The 17,833-nt window shown below is 71.7% G+C and carries 15 protein-coding genes and 1 pseudogene; 9 read left to right on the forward strand and 7 right to left on the reverse strand.

All coding sequences use genetic code 11. The annotated features are described in order from the left end of the window. Positions 1-32: 32 nt before the first annotated feature. The gene (locus tag ACIRQ9_RS34005) at positions 33-311 is read left to right on the forward strand and encodes a GlsB/YeaQ/YmgE family stress response membrane protein (protein ID WP_404182419.1); all 279 of its coding nucleotides are present in this window, start codon (positions 33-35) and stop codon (positions 309-311) included. A gap of 54 nt (positions 312-365) precedes the next feature. On the opposite strand, the gene tyrS is transcribed toward ACIRQ9_RS34005, so the two are convergent. The 3 genes from tyrS to ACIRQ9_RS34020 form a co-directional block, all read right to left on the reverse strand. Then, the gene (gene tyrS, locus ACIRQ9_RS34010; protein ID WP_404182422.1) at positions 366-1,634 is read right to left on the reverse strand and encodes a tyrosine--tRNA ligase; all 1,269 of its coding nucleotides are present in this window, start codon (positions 1,632-1,634) and stop codon (positions 366-368) included. A gap of 80 nt (positions 1,635-1,714) precedes the next feature. After that, positions 1,715-3,109, reverse strand: a complete 1,395-nt coding sequence (locus ACIRQ9_RS34015; protein ID WP_404182425.1) for a metallopeptidase TldD-related protein — start codon at positions 3,107-3,109, stop codon at positions 1,715-1,717. Then, positions 3,106-4,629 (reverse strand): TldD/PmbA family protein, encoded by a 1,524-nt coding sequence (locus ACIRQ9_RS34020; protein WP_404182428.1) that lies wholly within the window; start codon positions 4,627-4,629, stop codon positions 3,106-3,108. The genes ACIRQ9_RS34015 and ACIRQ9_RS34020 overlap by 4 nt, the downstream gene beginning before the upstream one ends. 236 nt (positions 4,630-4,865) lie before the next feature. On the opposite strand from ACIRQ9_RS34020, the gene fabG reads away from it, so the two are divergent. From fabG to ACIRQ9_RS34035, 3 genes are all read left to right on the forward strand, one after another. After that, positions 4,866-5,585 (forward strand): 3-oxoacyl-[acyl-carrier-protein] reductase, encoded by a 720-nt coding sequence (gene fabG / locus ACIRQ9_RS34025; protein WP_351326069.1) that lies wholly within the window; start codon positions 4,866-4,868, stop codon positions 5,583-5,585. A 5-nt stretch (positions 5,586-5,590) separates the two neighbouring features. Continuing rightward, the gene (gene fabI, locus ACIRQ9_RS34030; protein ID WP_351326067.1) at positions 5,591-6,358 is read left to right on the forward strand and encodes an enoyl-ACP reductase FabI; all 768 of its coding nucleotides are present in this window, start codon (positions 5,591-5,593) and stop codon (positions 6,356-6,358) included. A gap of 175 nt (positions 6,359-6,533) precedes the next feature. Further along, the gene (locus ACIRQ9_RS34035; protein WP_404182432.1) at positions 6,534-6,884 is read left to right on the forward strand and encodes a hypothetical protein; all 351 of its coding nucleotides are present in this window, start codon (positions 6,534-6,536) and stop codon (positions 6,882-6,884) included. Here the strand turns inward: ACIRQ9_RS34035 and ACIRQ9_RS34040 are convergent. Continuing rightward, complete coding sequence (locus ACIRQ9_RS34040; protein ID WP_404182435.1) at positions 6,862-7,554, reverse strand: FadR/GntR family transcriptional regulator; 693 nt, start codon at positions 7,552-7,554, stop codon at positions 6,862-6,864. The two genes, ACIRQ9_RS34035 and ACIRQ9_RS34040, sit on opposite strands and share 23 nt — an antisense overlap. 103 nt (positions 7,555-7,657) lie before the next feature. Here ACIRQ9_RS34040 and ACIRQ9_RS34045 point away from each other — a divergent pair, with 103 nt between their 5' ends. The 4 genes from ACIRQ9_RS34045 (at position 7,658) to ACIRQ9_RS34060 (ending at position 10,337) form a co-directional block, all read left to right on the forward strand. Continuing rightward, entirely contained in the window at positions 7,658-8,971 is a 1,314-nt protein-coding gene (locus ACIRQ9_RS34045; RefSeq protein WP_404182438.1) for a CynX/NimT family MFS transporter, read from the forward strand. Between the two features lie 255 nt (positions 8,972-9,226). Further along, entirely contained in the window at positions 9,227-9,343 is a 117-nt protein-coding gene (locus tag ACIRQ9_RS34050; RefSeq protein WP_089107830.1) for an SGM_5486 family transporter-associated protein, read from the forward strand. Positions 9,344-9,532: 189 nt separating this feature from the next. Then, positions 9,533-9,739 carry a hypothetical protein gene (locus ACIRQ9_RS34055; protein WP_351939777.1) on the forward strand — a complete coding sequence of 69 codons (207 nt, stop codon included), beginning with the start codon at positions 9,533-9,535 and terminating at the stop codon, positions 9,737-9,739. 79 nt (positions 9,740-9,818) lie between these two features. Further along, complete coding sequence (locus ACIRQ9_RS34060) at positions 9,819-10,337, forward strand: SixA phosphatase family protein (protein WP_404182442.1); 519 nt, start codon at positions 9,819-9,821, stop codon at positions 10,335-10,337. A gap of 152 nt (positions 10,338-10,489) precedes the next feature. Here the strand turns inward: ACIRQ9_RS34060 and serB are convergent, their stop codons facing one another. Beyond that, positions 10,490-11,698, reverse strand: a complete 1,209-nt coding sequence (gene serB / locus ACIRQ9_RS34065) for a phosphoserine phosphatase SerB (RefSeq protein ID WP_404182445.1) — start codon at positions 11,696-11,698, stop codon at positions 10,490-10,492. A 576-nt stretch (positions 11,699-12,274) separates the two neighbouring features. After that, positions 12,275-14,152 (reverse strand): annotated as a pseudogene (locus ACIRQ9_RS34070) (streptophobe family protein); the annotation flags it as partial. Positions 14,153-14,384: 232 nt separating this feature from the next. Between ACIRQ9_RS34070 and ACIRQ9_RS34075 the strand changes: the two are divergent. Then, positions 14,385-16,901, forward strand: a complete 2,517-nt coding sequence (locus ACIRQ9_RS34075; RefSeq protein WP_404182448.1) for an FHA domain-containing protein — start codon at positions 14,385-14,387, stop codon at positions 16,899-16,901. Positions 16,902-16,982: 81 nt separating this feature from the next. On the opposite strand, the gene ACIRQ9_RS34080 is transcribed toward ACIRQ9_RS34075, so the two are convergent. After that, entirely contained in the window at positions 16,983-17,786 is an 804-nt protein-coding gene (locus ACIRQ9_RS34080) for a transglycosylase SLT domain-containing protein (protein WP_404182451.1), read from the reverse strand. Positions 17,787-17,833: the final 47 nt, after the last annotated feature.

Genomic DNA, 17,833 nt, shown 5'->3' on the forward strand with positions numbered 1-17,833 from the left:
ATGCTCACGTCGAGCCGTACGAGGAGGCAGCCATGGGATGGTTGTGGGCGATCATCGTGGGATTCGTGCTGGGCCTGATCGCGAAGGCGGTCATCCCGGGCAAGCAGCACAGCCCGCTCTGGCTGACGACCATCTTCGGCATCCTCGGCGCGATCGCCGGCAACGCGATCGCCCGTGCGCTCGGCGTGGAGGCGACCAGGGGCATCGACTGGAGCCGCCACCTCTTCCAGCTGGTCGCGGCGATCATCATCGTCTTCCTGGGCGACATGCTGTACACGGCGACGCTGGGCAGGCGCAAGCACCGCGTCTGAGGCGGCCGCGCGGGGCGCGGGCCCGTGTCACGGCACCCGCGCCCCGCACCGCGCTCAGGAACCGACGACCTCCACGGCAGCCAGGTTCTTCTTGCCCCTGCGCAGCACCAGCCACCGCCCGTGCAGCAGCTGAGCCGCGTCCGCCACCGCGTCCTCGGCGGTCACCTTGACGTTGTTCACGTAGGCCCCGCCCTCCTTCACGGTCCGCCGGGCCGCGGACTTGCTCGCCACCAGCCCGACCTCGGCGAACAGGTCGGCCACCGGGCCCAGTGCGGCGACCTGGATGTGCGGCACCTCGGACAGCGACGCGGCGAGCGTGCGCTCGTCCAGTTCCGCCAGCTCACCCTGGCCGAACAGGGCACGGCTCGCGGCGATCACCGCGGCCGTCTGGTCGGCGCCGTGCACCAGCGTCGTCAGCTCCTCGGCCAGCGCGCGCTGGGCCGCCCGCGCCTGCGGACGCTCCTCGGTCTGCCGCTCCAGGTCCTCGATCTCCTCGTGCGACCTGAAGCTGAAGATCCGCAGGAACTTGGAGACGTCCCGGTCGTCCGCGTTCAGCCAGAACTGGTAGAAGGCGTACGGGGTGGTCATCTCCGGGTCGAGCCAGACCGTGCCGGACTCCGTCTTGCCGAACTTGGTGCCGTCCGCCTTGGTGATCAGCGGCGTGCCCAGCGCGTGCACCACGGCGTCGGGCTCGACCTTGTGGATCAGGTCGGTGCCCGAGGTCAGGTTGCCCCACTGGTCGCTGCCGCCGGTCTGCAGCGTGCAGCCGTACCGCCGGTACAGCTCCAGGAAGTCCATGCCCTGCAGGATCTGGTAGCTGAACTCGGTGTAGCTGATGCCCTCCTGGGACTCCAGACGCCGGGCCACCGCTTCCTTGGCGATCATCTTGTTCACGCGGAAGTGCTTGCCGACGTCCCGCAGGAACTCGATGGCGGACATGCCCTGGGTCCAGTCCAGGTTGTTGACCATGACCGCCGCGTTCGGGCCCTCGAAGTCCAGCAGCGGAGCGATCTGCGCGCGCAGCCGCTCCACCCACAGGGCGACGACGTCGGGCGCGTTGAGCGTGCGCTCGGCGTTCGGCTTCGGGTCGCCGATCAGGCCCGTGGCGCCCCCGACCAGACCCAGCGGACGGTTGCCCGCCTGCTGGATCCGGCGCATCGTCAGGATCTGCACGAGGTTGCCGAGGTGCAGGCTGGGCGCGGTCGGGTCGAAGCCGCAATAGAACGTGACGGGACCGTCCGCGAACGCCTTGCGCAATGCGTCCTCGTCCGTGGAGAGGGCGATGAGCCCCCGCCACTTCAGCTCGTCGACGATGTCCGTCACGGTTCTCGTATCTCCTAGGGCGATCTACGGGCGATCATCAGATGATCTTCTGGTGGTCGAGCGACCACCCGGCTACGAGGTTATACGCCCTGACTGACAGAGCTCATATTGAAGTCGGGCACGCGCAGCGCGGGCATCGCAGACCTAGTGAACCAGTCGCTCCACTCCCGCGGCAGCGTCTTTTCCGTGCGCCCGGCCTCCGTGGCCCGCCCCAGCAGGCTCACCGGCGACTCGTTGAACCGGAAGTTGTTCACCTGTCCGGTGACCTGGCCGTTCTCCACCAGGTACACGCCGTCCCTGGTCAGCCCGGTGAGCAGCAGCGTCGCCGGGTCGACCTCGCGGATGTACCAGAGGCAGGTCAGCAGCAGCCCGCGCTCGGTGGCCGCGACCATGTCGTCGAGGGAGCGGTCCGCACCGCCGTCCAGGATCAGGTTGCCGCCCGAGGGCGCGACCGGCAGCCCGGTCAGGCCGGCCGTGTGCCGGGTGGTGGTGAGGTGCTTCAGCTCGCCGCCCGCGATCCACTCGGTGCCGGTGACCGGCAGCCCGTTGTCGAAGACCGACTGATCGCCGCCGGAGGAGTGCGCCACGACGAACGGCGCGCACTCCAGGCCCGGTTCGTTCGGATCGCTGCGCAGGGTCAGCGGCAGCTCGGCCAGCCGCTCGCCGACCCGGGTGCCGCCGCCCGGCCTGGAGAACACCGTCCGTCCCTCGGCCGCGTCCCGCGCGGACGCCGACCACAGCTGGTAGATCAGCAGGTCGGCCACGGCGGTCGGCGGCAGCAGCGTCTCGTACCGGCCCGCCGGCAGCTCCACCCGGCGCTCCGCCCAGCCCAGCCGCACGGCCAGCTCGGCGTCGAGCGCGCCCGGGTCGACGTCCTTGAAGTCCCGGGTGGACTGTCCCGCCCAGGCCGACCGGGTGCGGTCCGGCGACTTCGCGTTCAGCTCCAGGGTGCCGGTGGGCTGGTCGTGGCGCAGCCGCAGCCCGGTCGAGGTGCCCACGTACGTCGAGACCAGCTCGTGGTTGGCGAAGCCGTACAGCTCACGGCCCCCGGCACGCGCGCGTGCGAAGGCCTCGCCGAGCGCCGGGGCGAAGTCGGTGAACACGGCCGAGGAGGTCTCGGCGGGCGCGTCCGTGAAGTCCGGGGACGCCGGCACGCCGGTGACCAGCGGCTGCGCGTCCTCGGCCGGTCCTGCACCGCGCGCGGCGGCCTCGGCGGCCCGCACCAGCGGCTCCAGGTCGTCGGCGGTCACGGCCGACCGGGACACCACGCCGGAGGCCGTGCCCTCCTTGCCGTCGACGGTCGCGACGACGGTCAGCGAACGGCCGCGCGTGACGCCGTTCGTGGTGAGCGCGTTGCCGGCCCAGCGCAGGTTGGCGGTGGAGTGCTCGTCGGCGATGACCACGCAGCCGTCGGCGCGGGAGAGTTCCAGCGCGCGCTCGACGATCTCGTGCGGCTTGCTGCTGCGGGCGCTCATCGACCGGCCTCCTGCGTGGTGTTGAGGATGTTGACGCCCTTGAAGAGGGCCGAGGGGCAGCCGTGGGACACGGCCGCGACCTGTCCGGGCTGGGCCTTGCCGCAGTTGAAGGCGCCGCCCAGCACGTAGGTCCCCGGGCCGCCGACGGCCGCCATGGAGCCCCAGAAGTCGGTGGTCGTCGCCTGGTAGGCGACGTCCCGGAGCTGCCCGGTGATCCGCCCGTTCTCGATCCTGAAGAACCGCTGGCCGGTGAACTGGAAGTTGTAGCGCTGCATGTCGATCGACCAGGAACGGTCGCCGACGACGTAGATCCCGCGGTCGACCCCGCCGATCAGGTCCTCGGTCGACAGACCGGCCGGGTCCGGCCGCAGCGAGACGTTGGCCATGCGCTGCACGGGCACGTGCCCGGGGGAGTCGGCGTACGCGCACCCGTTGGAGCGCTCGAAGCCGGTCAGCTTCGCGATCCTGCGGTCCAGCTGGTAGCCGACGAGCGTGCCGTCCTTGACCAGGTCCCAGGACTGGGCCTCGACGCCCTCGTCGTCGTAGCCGACGGTCGCCAGGCCGTGCTCGGCGGTGCGGTCACCGGTGACGTTCATCAGCTCGGAGCCGTACCGCAGCTTGCCGAGCTGGTCGAAGGTGGCGAACGAGGTGCCGGCATAGGCGGCCTCGTAGCCGAGCGCGCGGTCCAGCTCGGTGGCGTGGCCGATGGACTCGTGGATGGTCAGCCACAGGTTGGACGGGTCGACCACCAGGTCGTACAGCCCCGCCTGCACGCTCGGCGCCCGCATCTTCTCGGCCAGCAGCTCCGGCATCTGCTCCAGTTCGGAGTCCCAGTCCCAGCCGGTGCCGGTCAGGTACTCCCAGCCGCGTCCCGCCGGCGGCGCGACGGTCCGCATCGAGTCGAACTCGCCGCTCGACTCGTCCACGGACACCGCGGTCAGCTGCGGGTGCAGCCGCACCCGCTGCTGGGTGGTCACGGTCCCGGCCGTGTCGGCGTAGAACTTGTTCTCGTGCACGGTGAGCAGCGAGGCGTCGACATGGTCGACGCCGTTGGCCGCCAGCAGCCGCGTGCTCCACTGCGCGAGCAGCGCGGCCTTCTCCTCGTCGGGCACGGTGAACGGATCGATCTCGTACGACGAGACCCACGTCCGCTCCGCGTGCACCGGCTCGCCGGCCAGCTCCACCCGCTCCTGCGACCCGGCGGCCTTGATCACCTGCGCCGAGAGCTTGGCCATCGCCACCGCCTGCGAGGCGACCTTGGCCGCCGCGTCCAGCGTCAGGTCCACGCCGGAGGCGAAGCCCCAGGTACCGCCGTGCACGACCCGGACCGCGTACCCGAGGTCGGTGGTGTCCGACGATCCGGAGGGCCTGGCGTCCCGGAGACTCAGGGACGCGCTGCGCACCCGCTCGAACCGGAAGTCCGCGTGCTGGGCCCCGAGCGCCCGCGCGCGTGCGAGCGCGGCGTCGGCGAGGGCCCGTAGCGGAAGCGCCGTGAAGGCTTCGTCGATGGAATGAGGCACCGAGGTCTCCCTGCTGTCGTGGCCTGTCCGTCCGATCATGTCGCGCCCGCGGGTGTACGGACCACATGTTTCGGCCCGGCGTCGGGCCTTTCTGTAGGGACCCGACAGTGACACCCCCGAGCCACTGTTGGTGCCCGCTTGGTCCCCGTGATGGCGGGACCGATAGGTTTTCGATGAAGCCGCCTGTCGTGCCAGCCGTACCGGCCGGTGGTCAGACCGAACGAAAGGGTGATCCGTTGAGCCGCTCGGTTCTCGTCACTGGAGGCAACCGGGGCATCGGCCTCGCCATCGCCCGCGCATTCGCCGACAACGGCGACAAGGTTGCCATCACCTACCGCTCGGGGGAGCCGCCCGCCGTCCTCAAGGAACTGGGCTGCCTCGCCGTCAAGTGCGACATCACCGACACCGAGCAGGTGGAGCAGGCCTACAAGGAGATCGAGGACGCCCACGGCCCGGTCGAGGTCCTGATCGCCAACGCCGGCATCACCAAGGACACGCTTTTGATGCGTATGTCCGAGGAGGACTTCACCTCGGTCGTCGACACCAACCTCACCGGCACCTTCCGTGTGGTCAAGCGGGCCAACCGCGGCATGCTGCGCGCCAAGAAGGGCCGCGTCGTCCTGATCTCCTCGGTCGTCGGCCTTCTCGGCGGTCCCGGTCAGGCCAACTACGCGGCCTCGAAGGCCGCCCTGGTCGGCTTCGCGCGCTCCCTCGCCCGTGAGCTGGGCTCGCGCAACATCACCTTCAACGTCGTCGCGCCCGGTTTCGTCGACACCGACATGACCAAGATCCTCACCGACGAGCAGCGCGCGGCCATCGTGTCGCAGGTGCCGCTCGCCCGGTACGCGCAGCCCGAGGAGGTCGCCGCGACGGTGCGGTTCCTCGCCTCGGACGACGCCTCGTACATCACTGGAGCCGTCATTCCCGTTGACGGCGGACTGGGAATGGGTCACTGATCACCATGAGTGGAATCCTTGAGGGCAAGCGCGTCCTGATCACGGGTGTGCTGATGGAGTCCTCCATCGCCTTCCACGCGGCCAAGCTGGCCCAGGAGCAGGGTGCCGAGATCATCCTCACCGCGTTCCCGCGGCCCACGCTGACCGAGCGCATCGCCAAGAAGCTGCCGAAGCCCACCAAGGTCATCGAGCTGGACGTCACCAACGACGAGCACCTCGGGCGGCTGGCCGACCTGGTCGGCGAGGAACTGGGCGGCCTCGACGGTGTCGTGCACTCCATCGGCTTCGCCCCCCAGGACGCGCTCGGCGGGAACTTCCTCAACACGCCCTTCGAGTCCGTCGCCACCGCCATGCACGTCTCGGCGTACTCCCTGAAGTCGCTGACCATGGCCTGCCTGCCGCTGATGCAGAACGGCGGCTCGGTCGTCGGCCTCACCTTCGACGCCCAGTACGCGTGGCCGCAGTACGACTGGATGGGCCCGGCCAAGGCCGCGCTGGAGGCCACCAGCCGCTACATGGCCCGCGACCTCGGCAAGCAGAACATCCGCTGCAACCTGGTCTCGGCCGGCCCCATCGGGTCCATGGCCGCCAAGTCCATCCCGGGCTTCAGCGACCTGGCCGCCGTCTGGGACCACCGCTCCCCGCTGGAGTGGGACCTCAAGGACCCGGAGCCGGCCGGCAAGGGCATCGTCGCCCTGCTCAGCGACTGGTTCCCGAAGACCACCGGCGAGATCATCCACGTGGACGGCGGCCTGCACGCCATCGGCGCCTGACCCGCACCGATCCACGGATCCGGCGAGACCCGCGTCCCCCAGGGGCGCGGGTCTCACCCGTTCGGCTCACCGGCCGGGCCGTCCCCGTCCCGGCGGCGCACCCTGGGAGTACACGTCGGATCACGCGTCCCCCGCGCGACGTCCCTCCCCAGCCCGGCCGAGGAGGTCTCCCCTTGTGCGCCTGTCCCGCAGCCCGGCCCCGCTGACCCTGGCCCTCGCCCTCGTGCTGGCCCTGCCGTACGACGCGTCCTCCCTCGCGCGCGCCGGGAGCGTCCACCATCCGGCTCCTGAGCTGTTCGGCGCGGCCTGCCGGTCGAGCGTGCGCGGTTCGCACGTGGTGGCCTACTGCCACAACCCCTACGTCGACACCGACCGGGTACGGCTGCACGTCGAGTGCGCCCAGTGGTGGGACATCGACACCGACGGCTCCCCGGTCGACACCGGGCCCGCGATGACCGTACGGCTCACCGGCCGCTGCTGGCAGGACGTCGGCTCGGTGTGGATCAGCCACCAGAAGACGGACTGAGCCTGTCGGGACGGCACAGGTAGGGATAGCTGCCCGCCTCCTTGGCGGCCGCTTCGGCGTCGCCGGCGCGGATCGCGTCGACCAGGCGCGCGTGGTCCATGTACGACTCCGGGGTCAGCTCGGCGCCGACGTCCGCGCGCAGCCAGTCCCGCAGCACCTCGCCCAGATCGGCGTACATCGCCGTCATGACGTCGTTGTGCGAGGCGGCGACCACGGCCAGGTGGAACGTCGCGTCCGCCGTCACGAACGCCTCCGGCTCGCCGGAGCCCCACACCCGCTCGCGGTGGGCCAGCAGCGCGTCGAGCTGCTTGAGGTCCTTCTCGGTGCGCCGTTCCGCGGCCAGCCGGGCCGCCGAGGACTCCAGGGTGGAGCGCAGCTCGGCGATGTGCCGGGGGTCGGCCCCGGCGAAACGGCGGTGCATCACACCGGCCAGCTCGCTGGTCGCCACGACGTAGGTGCCGGAGCCCTGCCGGATGTCCAGCAGGCCGTTGTGCGCCAGCGCGCGCACGGCCTCCCGCACGGTGTTGCGGGCGACTCCCAGCTGCTCGACCAGTTCCGGCTCGGTCGGGATGCGCGAGCCGACCGGCCATTCGCCGGAGGCGATCTGGTTCCGCAGTTCGGCGATGACCTGCTCGGACAGCGCCGAGCGGCGTGGGTGGCTCAGAGGCATGACACACCTTCGCACGCGAGGGCCGGGCAGCGGCGGCGGGGTCCGCCGGGGTGCGCCGCCCGGGAGGTACGGCAGACTGGACAACCAATCATCCCATGATTCTATGATGGGTGTCATGGAAGCCGAGGAAACCACCATGACGACCTCCGCGTCAGCACGTCCGACGGAACCGGGCGACGGCCCGGCGAACCGCACGCGCGCGTGGACGACCCGGTTGTTCGTCGTCGGCATCCTGCTGGCCGCCGTGAACCTCCGGCCCGCCATCACCAGCCTCGGCGCGCTCCTGGAGGAGGTCCGCGACGGGCTCGGCATGAGCGGCAGCGTGGCCGGGCTGCTCACCTCCGTGCCGCCGTTCTGCTTCGCCGTCTTCGGTGTCATGGCCCCCCGCTTCGCCCGCAGGTTCGGCCCCCCGGCCGTGGTCTGCGCCGGCATGGCCGCCATCACGGCCGGCCTGCTCGTACGCCCGTACGTCGGCGGCACCGCCGGGTTCCTGGCGGGCAGCGCGCTCGCGCTCATGGGCATTGCCGTCAGCAACGTGCTGATGCCGGTCATCGTCAAGCGCTGGTTCCCCGACCGGGTCGGCTCCATGACCGGCCTGTACTCGATGGCCCTCGCGGCCGGCACCTCGGTCGCCGCCGCGGTGACCGTGCCGGTGACCGACGCGCTGGGCGGCCGCTGGCAGACCGGACTCGCCGTCTGGGCGGGCCTCGCGGCGGCCGCGATACTGCCATGGATTCCGCTGGTCCGTGACCGCGGACCGGTGCCGGCACCGCGGCCCGCGGCGGGCGCGCGTGCGCACGACGGGCCGGACGGCCGGCCGCCCGCCCTCAGGATCACCCGCAGCCGTACCGCCTGGGCGCTCGCCGTGTTCTTCGGGCTCCAGGCCACCGCCGCCTACATCACGATGGGCTGGATGGCGCAGATCTTCCGGGACGCGGGCGTCGCCGCGGGCACCGCGGGCCTGCTGCTCGCCGTCACCATGGTGATGGGCGTGCCGCTGGCCTTCGTCATCCCGCGCGTGGCCACGCGGCTGCCGCACCAGGGCCCGATCGTGATCGCGCTCGGTGTCTGCGGCCTCGCCGGATACGCCGGCCTCTGGGCCGCCCCCGCCGCGGGCGCCTGGGCCTGGGCCCTGCTGCTGGGCGTCTCCAACTGCGCCTTCCCGCTGGCCCTCACCATGGTCGGGATGCGGTCGCGGACCGGCGCGGGCGTCGTGCAGCTCTCCGCCTTCGCCCAGAGCGTCGGCTACCTGATCTCCATCCCGGGCCCGCTGCTGGTGGGTGTGCTCTACCAGCACAGCGGCGGCTGGGGACTGCCGATCGCCCTCATGATCGGCCTGATGATCCCGCAGATGGCGGTCGGCATCCTGGCGGGCCGTGACCGCACGGTGGAGGACGAGGCGGCCGCGGCGGCCTGACGGCGGCCGTGCGGGCAGCGCCGCGTACGGCGACCAGGCGCGGGCCTGACGAGGGTGCGTCCCGTGGGCCCTGCTGAGGCCGGTGACCCGCGGAGGCCCGTGCCGAGGCCGGGTCACCCGCGGCGGCCGGTGCCCGGGCCTGGTTGCTCGTGGGGCCGTGCCGAGGCCGGTGCGGGCGCGTGCCGGCACCGGCCTCGCGGCGTGTCGGGCCACCCCGCCCGGACCATGCCCTCACCGGGGTGCCAGACTGGCCCCATGCCAGTGCTCGACCCGAACCCCCAGAACGGTCAGAAGAAGATGCTGATCGTCTTCGGCTCGTTCTTCGCCATCTTCATCGTCATCGCCGTCATCGCGACCCTCGCGTCACCCTGACCACGACCGCGGCGGCCCATGACCGGCCCGTGGCGGACCCATGGTGGGGCTAGCCCCCCATCCCCTAGGGGGTGAGGCTCAGGGTGAAGTGGGTGGATCACCGGATGGGTCGGCGGGCCCGGATTCCGTACCTTCGAATCGTGGCCGCGAGCGGCGGTCACCGAAGCCCGGAGACCCGCGGAGGCGACCATGCCGGCCCGTACGCACACCCTGCCCCGCCCCGTCACCCCGGGCAGCGTCGACGTCCGGCTGCCCTGGTGGGCCCTCGTCCTGCCCGCGCTCGCCTTCGTCGCCCTGCTGGCGCTGATACTGAACCCGGCGGACGCCCACGCGACCACCGGTGACCCCGCCGTCACCCATCTCGTCGAGCGGGTCCAGCAGATCGCAGGGCACTAGCCCCACCGACGCCGGACCGGGCGGAACCGCATGTCAACTCCCTGCGCCCGTTGGCCTGTTTCATGCGAAGCTGGGTGACATGAGCGTCGCAGAGCCCCGCAGGATCGTCTTCTTCCGCCATGCGAAAGCCGACTGGCCACAGGTGACCGACCACGAGCGACCGCTCGCTGACCGGGGCCGAATGGACGCCGCCGTCGCCGGGCGCAAGCTCGCGGACAGCGGCATCGCCTTCGACCTGGCCCTGTGCTCCACGTCCGTGCGCACCCGGGAGACCTGGAAGCTCGCCGTCCACGAGCTGGAGCACCGGCCGAAAACAGTCTACGAAGAGCGGGTCTACGAGGCCGCTCCGGGCGAGCTGATCGCCGTCCTCAACGAGGTGCCGGACGACGCGCGGGACGTTATCCTCATCGGCCACAATCCCGGCGTGCACGGCGTGGTCGAGATTCTCATCGGCCGCTCCGAGGGTGACGCCCGCGACCGGATGAACAGCCGGGGCTTTCCCGCCGCCGCCTTCGCCGTGGTGACCTTCGAGGGGACCTGGAAGAGCCTGGAACCCGGTGTGACCACGCTCGTGGACTACTGGGCGCCCTCCGACTGACACCGGCCCGACACCCCCGTACGACCGGTAACGCCACCGTCGTACGGCCGGTAGGGCCACCGTCGTACGGCCACCGCTCCCGGCTGGGACGACCAGGGGCCCGGCACCGATCCTCCGGTGCCGGGCCCCTGGCGACGGGAGGGTCCGCCAGGTCAGCTCTCGTCGTGCGTGTCCGCCGCCTCGACCTCTTCGCGGGTGACGCCCAGCAGGTACAGCACCGTGTCCAGGAACGGGAAGTTGACCGCGGTGTGCGCGGCCCTGCGGACCACAGGCTTGGCGTTGAAGGCGACCCCGAGACCGGCCGCGTTCAGCATGTCCAGGTCGTTGGCGCCGTCACCGATGGCCACCGTCTGCGACAGCGGCACGCCCGCCTCGGCGGCGAACCGGCGCAGCAGGCGCGCCTTGCCCGCACGGTCCACGATCTCGCCGGTCACCCGGCCGGTCAGCTTCCCGTCGACGATCTCCAGCGTGTTGGCCTGGGCGAAGTCCAGCCCGAGCCGGTCCTGCAGATCGTCGGTGACCTGGGTGAAACCGCCCGAGACGACGCCCACTTGGTAGCCGAGCCGCTTCAGCGTGCGGATCAGGGTCCGGGCGCCGGGCGTCAGCCGCACCTCGGCGCGCACCTGGCGCACGACCGACTCGTCCAGCCCCTTCAGCAGGGCCACGCGCGCGTGCAGCGACTGCTCGAAGTCCAGCTCCCCGCGCATCGCGGCGGCCGTCACCGCGGCGACCTCGTCCTCGCAGCCGGCGTGCGCGGCGAAGAGCTCGATCACCTCGTCCTGGATGAGCGTCGAGTCCACGTCCATGACCACCAGACGCTGCGCCCGGCGGTGCAGACCCGCCGCCACGACCGCGATGTCCACCCCGAGTTCCGCCGCGTCCGAGACCAGCGCGGTGCGCAGCGCCTCGGTCGCCACGCCCGACACCGCGAACTCCACTGCCGTGACCGGGTACTTGGCGAGCCGGAAGATACGGTCGATGTTGCCGCCCGCCTTGGCGATGCGGGCCGCGATGGCGGCTGTCGACTCGGCGGTCAGAGGGTGACCGAGGACGGTGACCAGCGAACGGCCCAGGCCGCGCGGGCGGTTGTCGCCGTGGCCGGAGATGATCTCCGCCTGCATCTTCACGGACTCGGCCCAGCTGTGCACGGTCGCCCTGAGATCGCCCTCCAGTCGCGACGGGGGCTGGGTCACGAGCGCGCACAGCACCAGCCGCCCTCGCGTGACGACCTGCTCGATGTCGACCACGTCGACCATGTACGCGGCGAGGGTGTCGAAGAGGCCGGCCGTGATGCCCGGCCTGTCCTTGCCGAAAATCTTGACGAGGAGAGTGGGGACCTCGGAGGTCTGCGGATCGCTCATGGTGTGACCACCGTATCCGGCACGCAGTGCCCGCGGCGCAGGCAGTCCGCCTGACGGACACGGAACAATAGATGTCATGACGGTGTCGGACGCCTTGCTTCCGTACTACGGGCGGGGACGGGCGTGCGCCGGTCCTCACGCATCGTCCAGCACCGTTCGGCGCCGCTCCCCGCACGGTCCGTACGCCACCGTCGCCGACCGGCCTCCTCGCGGCCTCCTTCAACGGCGGGGCCGTACGGGCGGCGGCGGAGGCGGCGGGGGAGGCGGCCCCGCGTCCGGGCCGTCCGGCCGTCGCGGCCCTGGCCCGCGCCGTGGCGGGTCGACCGGTCGGGCCATGGTGGGCGCGCCGTACACGTCGCCGTCGCCGGCCGCCCCGTCGCCGGCCGCCTGGTCACCCCTGTCGCCGCCCCCGGCGGCCGGCCACTCCTCCGGCGACCACGTCTTGCCGTCCCGCCCGTCGCCCGGAGCCGCCGCGCTCCCCGAAGCCCACCGGCCCGCGCCGCCCGCACCGTCCGCGCCGGCCGGGCCGCCGGACCAGCCGGGACGGCCCGTGCGTCCGGCGTCGCGGTGCCCGCCCGGACCCCCGACGCCGCCGGGGCCGCCCTCCGGAGCCGTACCCGGTGGCCGCGGTGTCCCGTCGCCCCACGGCCCCGGCCGGTCCTGCGGACCCGCCGCGTCCCGCCGCCCCCGAGGCGGCCCCTGGGACCGGCGTCCCCACTCGCTTCCCGATCCGGGCACGTCATCCCGCGGTCCCCACGTGTTCCCCGAGCGTTCGCCGTCCGGCACGGCGCCCCGCGCTTCCCACGCGTCGCCCGCGCGTCCGGCGTCGGCCGTGGAGTCCCGCGGCGGCTCGGGCCAGGCGTCCCGCCCGCGGGCGCCCGGTTCGCGCAGTTCGGCCGGGACGCGGAGGTAGGGGTTGGTGTGCGGGTTCGGCGGACGGTACGGGGTCGCCGGAGCGTACGGGCCCTCGGGGTCTTCGCCTCCGGGCCTTCCCGGAGCAGCCGGGGGCAGCTGTCCGGTGGTGTCCGCGTCACCCAGTGCCAGGGGTGCCGCGCGACTGCCGGCGGCGCCCGTCGCGCGGGCCAGCAGCGCCCCCGCCGCTCCCGCCACGGCGCCCCACACCGCGCCGAGGAGCAGGGCCATGCCCGTCTGCCCGTGCAGCTCGATGCCCGCGCCGAATCCGTCGAAGCCCAGCACGGAGAGCGAGGCGTCCACGGACACGTCCGTCAGCCAGGCCAGCAACGGCAGCGCGAGCGCGGTCGCCACGCCCAGCCGCACCGCGCACCGCCCCGCGAACCCGAGCGCCCCCGTCCCCGGGTCCCGGCCGCCGTGGGCCACCGGCGTCCGCGCTGCCGTGAACACACCGGCCAGCAGCATCAGCACCGCCGCTGCCACGCCCAGCAGCCAGACCCGTCCGTCCAGGTCCGCGAGCCTGCCCAGGGTCACCGACCTGGGGGACGGTGCGTTCAGGAGGTCGTCCAGGGGGTGCGGCAGGACCATGGTGAGGATGCCCGTGGCCCTGCCGTCGAAGGGCACGAAGAGGCCGATCGGGATGCCCAGCCAGACGCCGTTCGGGGCGCCCAGCAGCGCCGCGCCCATGATCCGGCCCGGATGCGGGTCCCCGACCGCCGCGTAGGCGGCCGCAGCCCAGCCTGCCGCGACCGCCAGCAGCAGGACCGTCACCAGTGCCGAGACCGCGGGCCGCACCACCCGGTGCACCGCCTCCCAGCCGGGTGGCAGCGGGGTGCGGCGCGAGGCCAGCAGGGCGATCAGCAGGACGCCGGCCGACCAGCCGAGGCCGCCGAGCAGCGTCGGCGCCGTGTCCACGCGGAAGCCGACCGCCGCCTTGGCGTGCACGAGATCGCCGAGGCGGTCCGGCAGCAGCCCGCCGACGTCCCCGATGCCGGGGATCCTGAGGCCGCCGCCGCCGCCGCTCCCGCCGCCGGTGCCGGGCAGCTTGTCCAGCCCCAGCCTGCCGCCGTCGATGGTCACGACCGAGTGCCCGGCCCAGGCCAGTCCGCCCAGCACCGCCACGAACAGCACCACCACCGAGCCCGCGCGGGCGAGGAGTTCGGCCGGTGCGATCACCGCCCGGCCCGCCCGCAGCGACCGCAGGAAGAACCAGGACAGGAGCAGGGCTCCCACCAGGCTCACCCCCAATGGCGTGATCTCGATGGCTGTGGTGGCCTCCGCCCCTTTGAGTCCGAATGCCGACAGATCTCCGTTCGGCGTGACCGACCCACCCGCACCAAGGGCCACGACCGCCGCCGTCATCGGGCCCAGCGAGCCCGTGGCGTCGGCCCGCAGCAGGTGCAGGCCGAGCGCGGCGGTGCCCGCCATGCCGATCAACGCCCAGCTCACCGCGGCGATCGCGGACAGCAGGACGTCGCCCCACGGCAGCCGTGCGCCGTGCGCCGTGTTCTCGACTCCCCTACCGGACGTGCCAGGACCCATGGCCGACCCCCCGATCCGCGAACGCGCCGGACCGCTCCGCCGCGCTTGTCCCCCTCGCGTGAATTACCACTCTCCGGCCCGGTTTCAACCCCGTCAACGGAAAGAGTTGAAGCGCTCGCGGGAGGCCTCCACAAGGCCCGGCTTTCGGTCAGAGGGCCGAGCCTGGAATAGTTCCCGACGATGTTCGACATCCCTAGACTCCCTGTGATGGGGGTAACTCGGGGGACTACTCATGGGGCTTGGAGTGCCGGAACTCGTACTGGAATCAGACGGACGTACCTGGACGCTTGATCCGTCCAGGTCCTACACCCTCGGACGTGATCCGCAGGGAGACCTCGTGTTCGACGACGCCAGGGTCTCCTGGCGGCACGCCACGATCAGCTTCGACGGCCGCGGTTGGGTCGTCGAGGACCACGGCAGTACCAACGGCACCTTCGTGCAGAGCCGGCGGGTCCAGCGCACGGAGATCGGCCCGGGCTCGGCCGTGCACCTCGGCAACGCCGACGACGGGCCGCGGCTGAGCCTGTCCGGCGCCGCTGTCCAGCCACGGCAGCAGCCGTACGCCGCGCAGGGCGCCGGTGGCGCGGGCTGGTCCCAGCCGCAGGCCGCCCAGCCGGCGGCCCCGCAACAGGACCGGCAGCAGGGGCCCTCGGCGATCCCGCGGCAGCAGGGCGCCCCGGCCATGGCCTCCGGTGGCGGCGCGGGGGCGCCGCCGGTCTACGGCGACCGCAGCCCGACCACGTTCCACCAGTTCTCCATCGGCCGGGTGATGCGCATCGGCCGTGCCCTGGAGAACGAACTGGTCGTCTCCGACCTGCAGGTCTCCCGTCATCACGCCGAGTTCCACTCGACGCCCGACGGCCGTATGGAGATCCGCGACCTCGGCTCGCACAACGGCACGTACGTCAACGGTGTGGCGATCGCCAAGGGCGGCACCGCGCTGCTCGGGCCGAACGACGTCGTCGGCGTGGGCCACTCCACCTTCCGGATCATCGGGGACCGTCTGGAGGAGTTCGTCGACACCGGCGAAGTCTCCTTCTCCGCACGGCACTTGACGGTCACCGTCGACGGCGGCAAGCAGATCCTCAAGGACGTCTCCTTCGGCGTCCCGGAGAAGTCCGTGATCGCCGTCATCGGCCCGTCGGGATCCGGCAAGTCGACCCTCCTCAAGGCGCTCACCGGCTACCGCCCCGCCAACGAGGGCGAGGTGCTGTACGACAACCGCAACCTGTACAAGCAGTTCGCCGAGCTGCGCCAGCGCATCGGTCTGGTCCCGCAGGACGACATCCTGCACAAGGAGCTGACCGTCAAGCGGGCCCTCACGTACGCGGCCAAGCTGCGCTTCCCCGCGGACACCACCGGCCAGGAGCGCGCCGACCGCATCGACGAGGTGCTGCGCGAGCTGAAGCTCGACGTCCACAAGGACAAGAAGGTCACGTCCCTGTCGGGCGGTCAGCGCAAGCGGGTCTCGGTCGCCCTGGAGCTGCTGACCAAGCCGTCGCTGATCTTCCTGGACGAGCCCACCTCGGGCCTCGACCCGGGCATGGACCGCGATGTCATGCAGCTGCTGCGCGGCCTCGCCGACGACGGCCGCACCGTCCTCGTCGTCACGCACTCGGTGGCCGAGCTGGCGCTGTGCGACAAGCTCCTGGTGATGGCGCCGGGCGGTTCGGTCGCCTACTTCGGGCCCCCCGAGGAGGCGCTGAACTTCTTCGGCTACGACACCTGGGCCGATGTCTTCTCCGCCTTCGAGAACTACCGCGACTACGACTGGGCGGGCCGCTGGAAGGGCTCGCAGCACTACCAGATGTACGCCGCGGACATCGACGCGATCGCGCCGCAGTCCGTACAGATGCCCGCCATGCAGGCGATGCGGCCGAAGAAGCCGCAGAGCTGGGGGTCGCAGCTGCTGACCCTGATCCGCAGATACGTCGCCGTCATAGCCTCCGACAAGGGCTTCCTGGCGCTGACGGTGATCCTGCCGGCGGTGCTCGGCGCGGTCAGCCTGCTGATCGACAGCGACAAGACCCTGCTGGTCAATCCGGTGAACTCGAAGACCGGCATCCCCGTCCCGAACGGCACGGCGACCACGGTCCTGCTGATCCTCGCCGTGGGCGCCTGTTTCGCGGGCGCCGCGAACTCCGTGCGTGAGCTGATCAAGGAACGCGTCATCTACGAACGGGAACGCGCGGTCGGGCTGTCCCGGTCGGCCTACCTGATGTCCAAGGTGGTCGTGCTCGGCGTGATCACGATGGCGCAGGGCCTGATGGTCGGCCTGATCGGCTTCTCCAGCCGCACCGTCCCGGACCAGGGCGTGGTCCTCGGCCACTCCATCCTGCTGGAGCTCTGCATCCCGATCATGGGGCTCGGCTTCACCTCGATGATGTTCGGCCTGGTCATCTCGTCGCTGGTGAAGACGTCCGAGAAGACGATGCCGCTGCTGGTGATGTTCGCGATCATCCAGGTCGTGTTCACCGGCTGCCTGTTCAACCTGAACGGCGCGGTCGGCGTCAACCAGGTGTCGTTCCTGATGCCGTCCCGCTGGGCGGTGGGCGCCGACGGCGCCACGCTGGACTTCAACAACATCGCGCCCAACACGGAGGATCCGACCAGCACGGATCCGCTGTGGAACCACACGGCCGGTGCCTGGGGCATGGACATGGCCGCGCTGATCGTGCTCGGTGTGATCTGCGGCTTCCTGGTGGCGCGCTTCCTGCGCCGCCACGAGCCCGAGGTCATGCGCAAGTAGCCGTCACCACGACGCCGGAGGGCGGCGCCCCGCAGTGGGGTGCCGCCCTCCGGCGTATGCGTGAAGAGGTCCGCGCAGGCCTCAGTACGCGCTGTTGACGTTGTCGATCGTGCCGTAGCGGTGGGCCGCGTAGTTGGCGGCGGCGGTGATGTTGGCCACCGGGTCGTAGATGTTCCAGGACGTGCCGTTGACGTGGTACGTGGCGAACGTCGGCGGGATGACCTGGAGCAGACCCTTGGACGGGATGCCGTTGATGGCGTTGATGTCCCAGTTGTTGATGGCGTTGGGGTTGCCGGAGGACTCCCGCATGATGTTGCGGTGCAGGCCGTTGTAGGAGCCCGGGATGCCCTTGGACTTCATGATGTCCAGGGACTGGCGGATCCAGCCGTCCAGGTTGTTGCCGTAGGCGGCCTGCTGGAGCTGCGGGCGCTGCGCGGACCGGCTCGCGGCCTGCTTGGCGACGTGGTTGACGTGAGCGGTGTGGGCGGCCTTCTTGGCGGCGGCCTCGACGTGCTTCACGTGGGCGGCGTGCGCGGCCCTGACCTTGGCGGCGTGGACCTTCTTCACGTGGGCGGCGTGCGCGGCGTGGACCTTCTTCACGTGCGCCACGTGCCGGGCGTGGGCGGAGGGCGTCTTCTTGGCGGCGATCGCCTCGACCTTGACGTTCCGCTGGGCGAGCTGGTCGGTGACCGCGCCCTTGACGTCCTTGACCTGCTGCGTGTCGTAGGACACCTGGGCAGCGGCCTCGGGGGAGCCGGTCGCGACGGTCCCGGCGCTGCTCGGCACGGCCGAGAAGGCGAGGGCGGCGGCGCCGAGCGTGGCGACACCGGCGAGCGCGATCTTGTGGTGCTTGGTCAGGGTGGGACTGTGCGAGTGCTTGGGCATAGCAGTGGGACCTCTTCGAATAGCGCGGAGGTCGCTCCTAGTCCGCG

The sequence above is a fragment of the Streptomyces sp. NPDC101237 genome (assembly GCF_044767465.1).
Lineage (GTDB): Bacteria > Actinomycetota > Actinomycetes > Streptomycetales > Streptomycetaceae > Streptomyces > Streptomyces gramineus.